General features: G+C 62.4%; 10 protein-coding genes. 2 read left to right on the top strand and 8 right to left on the bottom strand.

The genetic code is table 11. From position 1 onward, the window contains the following. From EN884_RS07530 to EN884_RS07515, 4 genes are all read right to left on the bottom strand, one after another. On the bottom strand, window positions 1-823 hold an 823-nt coding region (locus EN884_RS07530; RefSeq protein ID WP_164894943.1), incomplete at its 3' end, for an ATP-binding cassette domain-containing protein. A 47-nt stretch (window positions 824-870) separates the two neighbouring features. After that, window positions 871-1,995 (bottom strand): ABC transporter permease subunit, encoded by a 1,125-nt coding sequence (locus EN884_RS07525; RefSeq protein ID WP_013532690.1) that lies wholly within the window; start codon window positions 1,993-1,995, stop codon window positions 871-873. Next, window positions 1,988-2,911: an ABC transporter permease subunit gene (locus EN884_RS07520; RefSeq protein ID WP_013532691.1), complete on the bottom strand. Its 924-nt coding sequence runs from the start codon at window positions 2,909-2,911 to the stop codon at window positions 1,988-1,990. Before EN884_RS07520 ends, EN884_RS07525 begins: the two co-directional genes overlap by 8 nt. Before the next feature lie 164 nt (window positions 2,912-3,075). After that, window positions 3,076-4,668 (bottom strand): peptide ABC transporter substrate-binding protein, encoded by a 1,593-nt coding sequence (locus EN884_RS07515; protein ID WP_128360517.1) that lies wholly within the window; start codon window positions 4,666-4,668, stop codon window positions 3,076-3,078. Window positions 4,669-5,080: 412 nt separating this feature from the next. Between EN884_RS07515 and EN884_RS07510 the strand changes: the two genes are divergently transcribed. Together EN884_RS07510 and EN884_RS07505 are read left to right on the top strand one after the other, a co-directional pair. Next, window positions 5,081-5,494 (top strand): TadE/TadG family type IV pilus assembly protein, encoded by a 414-nt coding sequence (locus tag EN884_RS07510; protein WP_174299092.1) that lies wholly within the window; start codon window positions 5,081-5,083, stop codon window positions 5,492-5,494. Beyond that, window positions 5,495-7,276, top strand: a complete 1,782-nt coding sequence (locus EN884_RS07505; RefSeq protein WP_013532694.1) for a TadG family pilus assembly protein — start codon at window positions 5,495-5,497, stop codon at window positions 7,274-7,276. A gap of 10 nt (window positions 7,277-7,286) precedes the next feature. On the opposite strand, the gene EN884_RS07500 is transcribed toward EN884_RS07505, so the two are convergent. The 4 genes from EN884_RS07500 to EN884_RS07485 form a co-directional block, all read right to left on the bottom strand. Continuing rightward, window positions 7,287-8,909 (bottom strand): alpha-glucosidase family protein, encoded by a 1,623-nt coding sequence (locus EN884_RS07500; protein ID WP_013532695.1) that lies wholly within the window; start codon window positions 8,907-8,909, stop codon window positions 7,287-7,289. Beyond that, window positions 8,896-10,911, bottom strand: a complete 2,016-nt coding sequence (gene glgX / locus EN884_RS07495) for a glycogen debranching protein GlgX (RefSeq protein WP_013532696.1) — start codon at window positions 10,909-10,911, stop codon at window positions 8,896-8,898. Before glgX ends, EN884_RS07500 begins: the two co-directional genes overlap by 14 nt. A 199-nt stretch (window positions 10,912-11,110) precedes the next feature. After that, the gene (locus tag EN884_RS07490) at window positions 11,111-12,739 is read right to left on the bottom strand and encodes an alpha-D-glucose phosphate-specific phosphoglucomutase (RefSeq protein WP_013532697.1); all 1,629 of its coding nucleotides are present in this window, start codon (window positions 12,737-12,739) and stop codon (window positions 11,111-11,113) included. Window positions 12,740-12,742: 3 nt separating this feature from the next. Further along, window positions 12,743-13,095 (bottom strand): glycosyltransferase (locus EN884_RS07485; RefSeq protein ID WP_128360516.1); only part of this gene is annotated, 353 nt, incomplete at its 5' end.

Here is a 13,095-nt window from a genome sequence, read left to right as displayed (position 1 = left end):
GCACTGGGGCGTTGGCGGGCGGCGGCGCCTTGCTGCCGGTCGGCTCGGCCGCCAGCAGCATTTTCGTGTAGGCATGCTGTGGGTTGACGAAGATGGCCTCCGCCTCCCCCTCCTCGACAACCTCGCCCTGGCGCATGACATAGACCCGATCGGCAAAGCGGCGGACGATGCCAAGATCGTGGGTGATGAAGACGATCGCCATGCCGAGCTTGCGCTGCAATTCGGCCAGAAGCATCAGGATCTGCGCCTGTATGGTCACATCGAGCGCCGTCGTCGGCTCGTCGGCGATCAATATGTCAGGGTCGTTGGCGAGAGCCATCGCGATCATCACACGCTGGCGCTGGCCACCCGACATTTCGTGCGGATAGGATTTCATCCGCCGCTCGGGATCGGGAATATGCACCAGCCGCAGCAGTTTGAGCGCTTCTTCACGCGCCTCGGCGACATTCAGGCCCCGATGCCGGCGGATCGGTTCGATCAACTGGTTGCCGATTGAATAGAGCGGATCGAGCGAAGTCATCGGCTCCTGGAAGATCATGCTGATCTTGCGGCCACGGACCTTGTTGAGCTCGGATTTGCTGAGTGTTAGAAGATTGCGGCCACGATAGTCGACGCTGCCTGTCGCTTCGCCATTCGACGCCAGCAGGCTCATCGCCGCCATCATCGTCTGGCTTTTGCCGGAGCCGGATTCGCCGACCACGGCAACGGTCTCGCCCGATTTGACATGGATGTTTATGCCCTTGACCGCCTCGACGGCGCCGTCGAGCGTGCGGAAGCGGACACGCAAATCCTTGACGCTGAGGATCGTTTCGGAAGCAGCCATCTCAGCGGTCCCCCTCTTTATCGACCCGCATCTTAGCGATCCCCATCTTAGCGATCCCTCGGGTCGAGTGCGTCGCGCAGGCCGTCGCCGACGAAGTTCAGCGCAAACAGCGTCGAGACGAGGAAGAAGGCGGGGAACAGGAGCAGCCAGTTGGCGGTGCCGATGTTCTTGGCGCCGACCGAGATCAGAACGCCCCAGCTGGTCATCGGCTCCTGCACGCCGAGGCCGAGAAACGATAGGAAGCTTTCCAGGATGATCACCTGCGGCACCAGCAGCGTCATGTAGATGACCACCGGGCCGAGCAGGTTGGGGATGACGTGGCGCAGCAGGATGCCGCGCTGGCCGACGCCCATGGCTTCCGCCGCCTGGACATATTCCTGGCGGCGGATCGACAGTGCCTGGCCGCGCACGATGCGCGCCATGTCGAGCCACAGCACGGCGCCGACGGCCAGGAACATCAGCACGAAGTTGCGGCCGAAGAACACCACCAGCATGATGACGAAGAAGATGAAGGGCAAGGAATAGAGCACGTCGACGATGCGCATCATCACCTCGTCGACCTTGCCTCCGGCAAAACCGGCAGCGGCCCCGTAGACCACGCCGATGACCACCGCCACGACGCCCGCGAGCAGGCCGATGGCCAGCGATATACGCCCGGCCATCAGCGTGCGCGACAACAGGTCCCGTCCGGTGTTGTCGGTGCCGAACAGGAAATATTGCTGCTTGATCGAGGCGCTCATCGTCACTTCGAGACCGTCCGGCGACTTGCTCTCGATCTTGGTGTCGTCAAAGGCATCGGATCGGTCAAGATAGCGGATGTTGCGATCGTCGATCGGCCTGGTCGACTTGACGGTGACGAAGACCTGGTTGCCTTCCTGCCGCCATTCCTTGATGTCGACCCGCATGCGCTTGATCGCTTCGGTGAGCGCCGTCTCGATCATGTCGGCCTTCGGATAGGCTGACAGGCTTGGCGGCATGCGCACATAGTCGGCATAGATGGTGGTGTATTGATGCGGCACGAACCACGGCCCGAACACGCTGACGACACCGATCAGGGCAAGGTAATACAGGCTGAACATGGCGGCGCGATTGGCCTTGAGCCGCGCCCAGGCATCCCCCCAGAGCGAACGGCCGATGACGGTGGGGGCGACTGTGGCCGCGATGTCAGTCATAGCGCACCCTCGGATCGACGACCGCGTACATGACGTCGACGATCAGGTTGAAGACAATGGTAAAGATGGCGATCACCACCACCGTTCCCATCACCAGCGTGTAGTCACGATTGAGCGCGGCATCGACGAAATAGCGGCCGACGCCTGGGATGGAGAAGATCGTCTCGACGATGACCGAGCCGGTCAGCAGTGCCGCCGCCGCCGGACCGGTGAAGGAGACGATCGGCAGGATGGCGCCGCGCAAAGCATGCTTGACCACCACCGACCAGTCGGACAGGCCCAGCGCGCGCGCCGTGCGGATGTGGTGGGACCGCAAGGATTCGATCATCGAGCCACGCATCAGCCGGGCGACGATGGCGATCTGCGGCAGGGCGAGCGTCAGCACCGGACCGACCTTGTTGATGAAAGCGCCATCGCCCCACCCACCGATCGGCAGCAGCCTCCAGGTCAGCCCGAACAGGAGTTGGATCACCGGCGCGATGACGAAGGTTGGGATGGTGCTGCCGGCCGTCGCCAGCGCGATCACCGTATAGTCGCCAAGCTTGTTCTGATTGAGCGCCGCAATGGTGCCGAGCACGGAACCGAGCAGCAGCGCCAGGACAAGCGCCGAGGCGCCGAGCTGGACCGAAATCGGCAGCCCCTTGGCGAACAGTTCGGTGACGGTGAAATCCGGCATGTTGTAGCTCGGGCCGAAATTGCCGCGCAACAGATTGCCGAGATAGTGGACGAATTGCAGCCAGAGCGGGTCGTTGAGGCCAAACTGGGCTTCGAGATTGGCCCTGATCTCGGGACTGAGCCCCCGCTCCTGGTTGAATGGACCGCCCGGCGCGACGCGCATCAGGAAAAACGCCATTGTCACGATGACGAACAGCGTTGGAATGGCGGTCAGAAGCCGCCGTAATACGTATCGCAGCATCGGTGCCCCGCTTGATCCAGAGCCGCGCGCGTCCAGTTGGACGGCCGCGCTCCAGCTTTCAAATCTTCGCACCGACATTTGCCGAAATCGAATTCCGGTACCCGGGCCGATGCGATGGCAAACCATCGCCACCGCGCCTGGAAGGCGCGGTGGCTTGGCCAGGGTTAGTCCTTGCTGACGAAGCGCGACGGATGCACGTCCATCACGTTGTCGACGAAGCCATGCAGCTTCGAGGAGACGATATCGTGGTAGCTGTAATAGAGGAGCGGTATCTGGCCGACGTCGTCGACCAGGATGCGTTCGGCGTCGGCCAGTTCCTTCATGCGCTGTTCGGGGTTGCCCCCGGCGGCGGCCGCCTTGTCCATGGCCGCTTCATAGGCCGGGCTGTTGTAGTCCGAATAATTGTTGCCGCTGGCCTTGCGCGAGATGCCGAGGAAGGTTTCCGGATCCTTGTAATCGGCGATCCAGGCGGCACGTGCCAGATCATAGTTGCCCTTCTGCTCGAGGAAGGAGTAGTGGGTCTTGGTGTCGGTGTTGAGCAGCGTGACGTCGACGCCAAGCGGCTTCAGCTGTTCCTGGATCGCCACCGCAGTGTTCTTGTGGTTTTCCGACGTGTTATAGCGGATTTCCATCTTCAGCGGCTTTTCGGGCGTATAGCCGAGTTTCTCGAGGATCTTCTTGGCCGCATCCTCGCGGTCGATCTGCGGCATGTCCGCATATTTGGCCATTGCCGGCGTGTAGCCTTCGATGCCGGGAGGCACCATTGAATAGCCGGGCAGCATCGAGTTCTGCCAGACTTTTTCGGCGAGGAAGTCGCGGTCGATCGCCATCGAGATGGCATTGCGCAGCTCTACATTATCCCACGGCGCCTTGTCGGTCTTGATCGCATAATAATAGGTGCCGGGATACGGTCCAACGTGGATCTGGTCGCCAAACTTGGTCTTGAGATCGGCGAGCTGTTCAGTCGGAAGGTCGTCGTAGCTGTCCAGTTCGCCTGCCTCGAAGCGCTTCATCGCCGAAGAGCGGTCCTCGGTCGGGATGTAGTTGACGACGTCGAACTTGACGGTCGCCGCATCCCAGAATTTCGGGTTCTTGACCAGCTTCATATGATCGTTGGGAACCCATTCGGCCAGCGTATAGGCGCCGTTCGAAACGAGATTGCCGGGCTTGATCCAATCGGCGCCGAGCTTTTCGATGGAGGCCTTGCTCACCGGATAGGTCGCCTGGTGGGTCAGCATCTCCAGGAAGTAGGGCGTCGGCGCCTTCAGCGTGACCTCCAGCGTATTTGCGTCAATCGCCTTGACGCCCATGTCCTCAGGCTTGCCCTTCTTGGTGTTGACGTCCTCCGCACCCTTTACCGGATACAGCATCGAGGCGTATTCGGCGCCGGTCGCCGGATCCTCCAGCCGGTGGAAGGCATAGACGAAATCGTCAGCCGTAACCGGGCTGCCATCCGACCACATGCCGTCCTTGCGCAGCTTGAACGTATAGACGGTTCCGTCGTCCGAAACCGTCCAGCTCTCGGCGGCACCAGGAATGAGATTGGCCTTCTGGTCCTGCATGACCAAGCCCTGGAACAGGTCGCGCAGGACATTGGCTTCGTAAACCGTCGAGGTCTTGTGCGGATCGACCGACTCCGATTCAGCGGCGGTGCCCCTGTTATAGACGGTCTCGGCAAAGGCCTGCGTGTAGAACGTCCCGGCGGCCAGCGTCATCGTCGTGGCGAACACAGTCGCCTTCAGCATGTTTTTCAGCATGAAGTTCTCCCTGTCGGCGCCGCCGTTGGCGCGCCTATTAAGTGTTGACGCCCTGGAGCCGATATCTGACCCCTTTGAGCGCGCCGCTGGTTCCCGTCCTGCGGCTCGTGCCCAGACACTAACGCGGAGAATTTTTATTTCAACAGACTCTCTGGGTCACCCAAAGTAAGGCGGACGAAAGCTATGGTGTGGCCGCTGAAACACCAGCCGAAACCAAAAGCTTGACTTGGTTTCTTCACCTCGACGCTATTTTTCACCGCGAATCGGGAGCCATGCCAGTTTGCCGGAATGTCTTAATGCGTTCTTAAGCAACCTGAGGTTACATTACGAGTACCTTCTATACGGTTCGAGCTTCAGACGCGCGGCGGCTATGAGTAACGGAGCAAGTAAATTGCCCAAAATCCGTCAACTAATGCGGAACTTTCAAGAAGAGCGCGGTACCTCTGCGGTTGAATTTGCCTTGCTTTCACCGATTTTCATTCTTCTTCTACTCGGAATGGTTGCATACGGTATATACTTCGGCGCCGCCAACTCGATCCAGCAGATCGCAGCGGATGCCGCCCGCACGGCAATTGCCGGGTTGAACCAGACCGAACGTCAAACGCTCGTAACCAGCTTCGTCACCAACAATGCCGGCGGATATCCCTTCGTGGATGTCAGCAAGTTGACCTACCAGGCCAACGACAGCACGGCCGATGGAAGCCAGTTCGTGGTGTCCATCCAATACGACGCCCGCAACCTGCCGATCTGGAACCTTTTCCCGGGCATAGCCATGCCCGGGACCACGATCAGGCGCCAGTCAACGATCAGGGTCGGGGGCATTTGAATGCTGCTGCATGCGTGCAATGGGATCGGTCGGCTTGCCCGGTTGATGCTGAGTGACAGGAAAGCGAACTTCACCGTCATGGCGGCATTGAGCGCGCCGGTGGCGCTGGCGCTGGCCGCAGTGGCCATCGACGAAGCCTCGATCTACACCGAGCGCCGCGAAGCGCAGGCAATGGTGGATCTGGCGGCGATCACCGCCGCCTCGAACATGACCAATGTCAATACAGCGGTCGTTACCACGCTGACCGACAACGGCATGCCAGGGGTTGTCGTTCAAAGCTCGGGACAGACGATCGAGCCGGCGGTCGGCAAAACCGTCGTGACGGTCACGCCCGGGCGATATGTGGCATCCGGGGCCAATGTGGGCCAGCGTTTCCAGGCCAGCATAACCCCCTACAATGCCGTCCGTGTCACCCTGAAGAAGATCCCCGCCCGCTATTTCGCGAGTTCCCTGATCCCCACTCCCGTCATCGGCACCCAAGCCACCGCCAGCATGACGCCACAGGCGACATTCTCGGTCGGATCGAGGCTCGCCAGCCTCGATGGCGGTATCCTCAACGCGCTTCTCGGCGGACTGCTCGGCAGCAACATCTCGCTCAGTGTCATGGACTACAACGCGCTGATCTCCGCGGATGTGAGCGTGCTCTCCTTCGTGGACGGCCTTGCCACACAGCTGAACCTGACCGGCGTCTCGTATTCGGATGTGCTGGCATCGAAGGCGACCGTCGGCCAGATCGCCACGGCCATGGCCAATGTGCCTGGGCTTGGCAACACGGCCAAGGTCGCCCTGCAGACGATCGCGTCCAAGTCGACCAGCACGGTCCAGATCCCGCTCAGTCATCTGGTCGATCTCGGCTCCGTCGGCAAGTTGGGCCTCGGCCAAAGGCCCGCCGGCCTCGGCGTCGACGCCAGCGCCTTGGGAATGCTGACGGCCGCCGCCGGACTGGCAAACGGTTCAAAACAGGTCGACGTCGCCCTCGGAGCCACCATTCCCGGGGTGCTGTCGACCACGCTCGCCATCGCCATCGGCGAACCACCGCAATCCTCGCCATGGCTGGCGGTTGGAGAAGCCGGCACCGTGGTTCGCACCGCGCAAACGCGCATTAAGCTGCTTGTCACGGTCGGCGTCGGCAACCCAAACCTGGGCGGCGGTATCAGCCTGCTGTCGGTCAAGCTGCCGCTGAATGTCGAAGTAGCCTACGCCGAGGCCAAGCTGACCGACATCAACTGCCCGACCGGCCCCGACAGCCTGAAGGTTACCATTGCCGCGAAGCCCGGCATCGCGGCGGTGAACCTTGCCGCCAGCGATGCCGATAACAGCCCCACCGCCTTCGCGGATTTCAGCAACCCGCAGTCGTTCTCCGACGCCAACATCGCGGATGTCAGCCTCAATCTGCTGCTGCTAAAAATCCCGCTAATACTGGTGAAGGGTTCGGCGGGTGCCGACATCACCAACGTCAGCCCGACCAACCTGGTCTTCAACAAAACCGAGATCGCCGCCAAAACCATCAAGACGACGCCGACACGGGACATTACCCAGACGCTGACAACGTCACTGGTCGACAAGTTGTCGCTTTCCGTCAATGCGCTTGGTATCCTCGGGCTTGACGTAACGGCGTTGCTCGGCACCGTGAAGCCAGCTGTGACGACGCTTCTGAAAACCGTGACCGCACCAGTCGACACATTGCTTTACAATCTACTCGATACGCTCGGCGTGCATCTCGGCGTGGCCGATGTCCGGGTCACCGGCGCGACATGCGGACGTGCCGTGCTGGTGCAGTAACGTCGGGATATCAGTCGAGCCTGCCCAAAAAGGCTCCGAGCGCTGGCAGCAAAAGCTCAGTCTCGACGACCGCGGCATTGCCATCCAGCTGCGCAACCGCTCCGATGTCCCCCGGCAACGGCCAATTGGCCGGTCCTCCGGCGAAATTGAAGACACAGAGCAGTCTTTCACCGCCGCCGTCGCGGATGAAAGCGAGCAGGTCACCCTTGGCGTCGAGAAAGCGGATCGAGCCGGATATCAGCGCCTCATGCTCCCCGCGCAAGGCCAGCGCAGCCCGGTAGGACGCGAGCACAGAGACCGTGTCGGCATTCTGGACGTCAACGGCGCGAGCGCGATGGCTGGCCGGTATCGGCAGCCAGGGCCTGGCCGTGGAGAAGCCTGCATTGTCGGCGCCGGCCTCCCACACCATCGGCGTGCGGCACCCATCCCTGCCCTTGACGCCTGGCCAGAAGCGGATGCCGACGGGATCGCGCAGATCTTCATAGGCCAGCTCCGCCTCCTCCAGCCCGAGTTCCTCGCCCTCGTAGAGGCAGATCGAGCCGCGCAGGCAGGCGAGCAGCATGATCGAGAATCTTGCGACCGCGTCGGGCTCGCTGTCCGGCCTTGTCCAGCGGCTGACATGGCGCGCCACGTCATGGTTGGAGAAGGCCCAGCAGACCCAGCCGTCGGAGACGGCCGCCTCGAAGGCTTCGACGCAGCCACGCACATGCGCAGCCGAGAACTGCGGACCGAGCAGGTCGAAGGTGTAACACATATGCAGCTTGTCGCCGCCTGAAGTGTAGGCCGCGAGCGTCTGCAGCGAGCGGCCTTCATCGCCGATCTCGCCGACGGCGGCGCGGTCGTCATATTCGTCGAGCAGCGCCCTGAAGCGGCGCAGGAACGCCAGGTTTTCCGGCTGCGTCTTGTCGAACAGGTGCTCCTGGTAAAGGTAGGTGTTGGTCTCGCTGTTGGTGCCGGCGACGCTTGATGCCAAGGGTGGATTGCTGCGCAACCAGCGGTCGTGGACATAGTAATTGACCGTATCGAGCCGAAAACCGTCGACGCCGCGCTCCAGCCAGAAGCGCACAGTTTCCAGAAGCGCGTCCTGAACCTCCGGATTGTGGAAATTCAGATCGGGCTGCGAGGGGAGGAAATTGTGCATGTAATACTGCCGGCGGGTAGAATCCCATTCCCAGGCCGGGCCACCGAAGACGGAGAGCCAGTTGTTTGGCGCGCTGCCATCTGGCTTGGTATCGGCCCAGACATACCAGTCGGCTTTGGGGTTATCGCGGCTGGCGCGGCTTTCGACAAACCAGTCGTGCTTGTCGGATGAATGCGACAGCACCTGGTCGATGATGATCTTCAGGCCGAGACGATGCGCCTCGGCGACCAGCGCATCGAAATCCTCGAGCGTGCCGAACATCGGATCGACATCGCAGTAGTCCGACACGTCGTAGCCCATATCGGCCATCGGCGACTTGAAGAAAGGCGACAGCCAGATGGCGCCGACACCGAGCGAGGCGACATGGGCGAGCCTCGATGTGATACCGGCGAGATCGCCGCTGCCATCGCCGGTCGTGTCCTGGAAGGAGCGCGGATAGATCTGGTAGATGGCGCAACCGCGCCACCATCCCTTCTTGTCACTCGCCGCCATTGCGCTTCTCCCTTGTGCCGGCCTGCGCTCGTTCGATCATGAAGATCATCGTCCGCCCGGATATTGGCCGCGAGATATCCGCCGCATCCGGCGCTTCGATAGCTGGGGCCCAGAAGAATCCGTCTCGTTCAGGCAAGGTGAACATGCAGGCCCGGCGATCGCCGTTGACAAGCACCGCAAGACGGCGGTCGTCATCGCTGGCGCCACTCAGGACCATGACAAGACGGTGCCGCTGCGGATCCTGCCAGCTCTGTTCATCGAGCGGCGCGCCCGTCTCAGCAAGCCATGCGACGTCCGGTATCTCCGAACCTGCCGGCGGCTGGCCAGTGAGGAAGCTTGTGTCGGAAAGCGCCGGCATCGATCGGCGCAGCCTCGAGAGTTCCGCCGTGTAGCGCTCCAGCGCCTGGTCGCGGCCGGCCCAGTCGAGCCAGGTGATCTCGTTGTCCTGGGCATAGGCGTTGTTGTTGCCTTGCTGGGTGCGGCCGAATTCGTCGCCCGCGGTCAGCATGATGGTGCCGCGCGAGGCAAACAGCGCGGCGAGCAGAGCGCGCTGGTCGTTCTGGCGAGCCGCTGCCACGGCCGGGTTGTCCGCATCACCTTCCACGCCGTTGTTCCAGGACAGGTTTTCATTGTGGCCGTCGCGGTTCTGCTCGCCATTGGCTTCGTTGTGCTTGCGCTCGTAGCGCACGATGTCGGCGAGCGTCATGCCGTCATGGGCGGCGATGAAATTGACACTGCGGCTGGCGCCTTGCCCGTTCGCGGCAAACACATCTGACGAACCGGCGAGCCGGGTCGCCAGGGCGCCGACCATGCCGGCGTCGCCACGCCAGAACCGTCTTACATCGTCGCGATACTTGTCGTTCCATTCGAGGAAGGGCGCTGGAAAATTGCCGAGCTGATAGCCGTCGGGGCCGATGTCCCACGGCTCGGCGATCAACACGCGATCGGCCAGCAGTGCGTCATCGCGCATCGCTCTCAGCAGCGGCGCCTCGGCATCGAATGTGCCCTCGACCCGCCCCAGAATGGGAGCGAGGTCGAAGCGGAAGCCATCGACACCGGCATCCCTGACGAAATGGCGAAGCGTGTCGAGGACCATCTCCTGGACCACAGGATGGTCGCAAGCGACTGTGTTGCCGGTACCGGTGTCGTTGGCCAGCCTGCCATCAGGTGTGTGCCGGTAGTAGGCCTGGTTGTCGAAGCCGCGCAGCGACAGCGTGGGACCAAGCCTGTCGCTCTCGCCGGTGTGGTTGAAGACGAGGTCGAGGATGACGCCGATACCAGCCTGGCGCAGCACAGCGACCGTGTTTCGCAGTTCCATGATGCCGCCCGGCGCAAGGCGCGGATCGAGGGCCATGAACGTCACGGGATTGTAGCCCCAGGCGTTGCGCAGCCCGAGCGGCGGCAGATGCCGTTCGTCGATCGACGCGGTCACCGGGATCAATTCGACCGCGCCAACGCCGAGTTTTTTCAGGTGCTCGACGATCGCCGGTTGAGCAAGTGCGGCGACTGTTCCGCGCAATTTTTCGGGAACGTCCGAATGCAGCATGGTGAAGGCGCGCACCGGAATTTCGTAGACCAGGCCGCCGGCGCGGAAGAGCGGCGGCGCAGCCTGCACAGGCTTCGGTAGCGCAGCCGCGATCGCCTTCGGCATCAGCGACGCGGTATCGCCCCCCTCGCCCCGGCGATCGGCCAGCCGCCAGTCATAGGCATAAGGCCTGTCAATCTCGACGGCGTAGGGATCGGTCAGCAATTTGTCGGGGTCGAACCACAGTCCATGCTCCGGCGCATAGTCCCCGTCGGCGCGGAAACCGTAGCGGGTTCCGGAGCCAAGACCTGCAACGAACAGCGCGTGGACGCCCTCGCCTTCCCGCTGCAGTTCGAGCCGTTCGATTTCCCGCATGCCCTGCTCGTCGAAGATCGAGACCCAAAGCCGACGGGCGGCCTGCGACCAGGCGGCAAAGCGGATGCCTTCGCGGGTGACTGTGGCGCCGAGCTGGGTCATGCCCGCGCCTCACCTTCTCCCCTCGCGGGAGAAGGTGGATCGGCGCGCAGCGCCGAGACGGATGAGGGGTGTTGAAAGGAACGCGGCGTTAGTGATCTGGACATCGGTTTGCGCCAAGCTGGAGCACCCCTCATCCGACCGAGCTTCGCTCGGCCACCTTCTCCCACAAGGGGAGAAGGTGAAACGCGCGCAGCCACTCTCAAGTGATCACGCTCGGCTTGGGGCGGCCGGTATGGCTGTGAATCCCGGCAATATCGTCAGCCGCGGCAATCAGATCGGCAAGGGCGGCCTGGGTGTCGAGATCGTGCCGAGACTTGTCCGGCTCGTAGCGCTCGATGTAGACGCGCAACGTCGCGCCCGACGTGCCGGTGCCGGACAGCCGAAAGACGACCCGCGAACCACCTTCGAACAGAACCCTGATGCCCTGATGCTCGCTGATCGAACCGTCGACCGGATCGTGATAGGCAAAATCGTCGGCACTGGCGATTTTCAGGCCGCGCACGCTGGTGCCAGGCAGCGAGCCGAGCTTGGCACGCAGTTCGTCGACCAGCGCGTTGGCGCGGTCGCTCTCGACCTCTTCATAATCATGCCGCGAATAGTAGTTGCGACCGTAGGTCGCCCAGTGCTCGGTGACGATCTGCTTGCAGCTTTCGCCACGCGCGGCGAGGATGTTGAGCCACAAAAGCACCGCCCACAGGCCGTCCTTTTCGCGGACATGGTTGGAGCCGGTGCCGGCACTCTCTTCACCGCAGATCGTCGCCATGTCGGCATCGAGCAGATTGCCGAAGAATTTCCAGCCGGTCGGAGTCTCATAGATGCCGACGCCGAGTTTTTCAGCAACGCGATCGGCCGCGCCACTGGTCGGCATCGAGCGTGCAATGCCTTTCAAACCGGCCTTGTAGCCGGGCGCCAGACGCGCATTGGCGGCGAGCATGGCGACCGAATCCGACGGGGTGACGAAAATGCCCTTGCCGATGATCAGATTGCGGTCGCCATCGCCATCCGAGGCGGCGCCGAAATCCGGTGCGTCCGGTCCCATCATCTCGTCATAGAGGTGCTTGGCATGGACGAGGTTAGGGTCCGGGTGATGGCCGCCGAAATCCGGCAGCGGCTTGAAATTGCGGCAGGTGCCATTGGGCGCGCCGAGCCGGTTTTCCAGGATCTCCTTGGCGTAGGGACCGGTCACCGCGTGCATGGCGTCGAAGCGCATGCGGAAGCCGGACTTGAAGAGTTTGCGCAGGGCGTCGAAATCGAACAGGCTTTCCATCAGCGCGGCATAGTCCACGACCGGATCGATGATCTCGACCGTCATGCCGGCGGCCTTGACCGTGCCTGTTGTGTCGATGTCGATCGGATCGATATCGGCGATCTTGAAGCTCGAAATCGCCTTGGTCTTTTCGAAGATCGCGTCGGTGAGCTTTTCCGGCGCCGGGCCGCCATTGCCGGCATTGTACTTGATGCCGAAATCCTCATGCGGGCCGCCCGGATTGTGGCTGGCCGACAGGATGATGCCGCCGAAGGTCTTGTATTTGCGGATGACATGCGAAGCGGCTGGCGTCGACAGGATGCCGCCCTGCCCGACCATCACCTTGCCGAAGCCGTTGGCGGCTGCGATGGCGATGGCCTTCTGGATGACCTCGCGGTTGTAGAAGCGGCCGTCGCCACCGATCACCAGGGTCTTGCCCTTGAAACCGTCGAGCGCGTCGAAGATCGACTGGATGAAATTCTCGGCATAGTGCTCCTGCTGAAAGACAGGCACCTTCTTGCGCAGGCCCGACGTGCCGGGCTTCTGGTCGGAATAAGGCTTGGTGGGAACGGTCCGTATCATGCTTCAGGCAACCCTTTTCGAAAGCAGCGAACGATAGAGTTCGACGTATTTTTCCGCGCTCTTGTCCCACGACACATCGGCTTTCATGCCCTGGCGCTGCAGTGATTCCCAGACCGTCGGACTGGCATGGGCGTCGACGAGGCGGCGGATAGCGTGCAGCAAGGCGCCGCCATTGTTGGGCGCGAACTGGAAGCCGGTGGCGACGCCGGCAGAGACGGCAGCCTCATTGGCGTCGATGACCGTGTCGGCGAGGCCGCCGGTGCGCGCGACCACCGGCACGCAGCCATAGCGCAGGCCGTAAAGCTGCGTCAGCCCGCACGGTTCGAAGCGCGAGGGGATGACGATGGCGTCGCAGC

The organism is Mesorhizobium sp. M7A.F.Ca.AU.001.01.1.1 (assembly GCF_004022735.1).
Taxonomy (GTDB): domain Bacteria; phylum Pseudomonadota; class Alphaproteobacteria; order Rhizobiales; family Rhizobiaceae; genus Mesorhizobium; species Mesorhizobium ciceri.
The sequence above is the reverse complement of the archived record's forward strand: the minus strand, read 5'-3'. Positions and strand labels throughout refer to the sequence as shown.

Coding starts and splice junctions, on each gene's coding strand:
- EN884_RS07525 (WP_013532690.1), bottom strand. CDS start 1,995: ATGACTGACATCGCGGCCACAGTCGCCCCCACCGTCATCGGCCGTTCG.
- EN884_RS07520 (WP_013532691.1), bottom strand. CDS start 2,911: ATGCTGCGATACGTATTACGGCGGCTTCTGACCGCCATTCCAACGCTG.
- EN884_RS07515 (WP_128360517.1), bottom strand. CDS start 4,668: ATGCTGAAAAACATGCTGAAGGCGACTGTGTTCGCCACGACGATGACG.
- EN884_RS07510 (WP_174299092.1), top strand. CDS start 5,081: ATGCGGAACTTTCAAGAAGAGCGCGGTACCTCTGCGGTTGAATTTGCC.
- EN884_RS07505 (WP_013532694.1), top strand. CDS start 5,495: ATGCTGCTGCATGCGTGCAATGGGATCGGTCGGCTTGCCCGGTTGATG.
- EN884_RS07500 (WP_013532695.1), bottom strand. CDS start 8,909: ATGGCGGCGAGTGACAAGAAGGGATGGTGGCGCGGTTGCGCCATCTAC.
- glgX (WP_013532696.1), bottom strand. CDS start 10,911: ATGACCCAGCTCGGCGCCACAGTCACCCGCGAAGGCATCCGCTTTGCC.
- EN884_RS07490 (WP_013532697.1), bottom strand. CDS start 12,739: ATGATACGGACCGTTCCCACCAAGCCTTATTCCGACCAGAAGCCCGGC.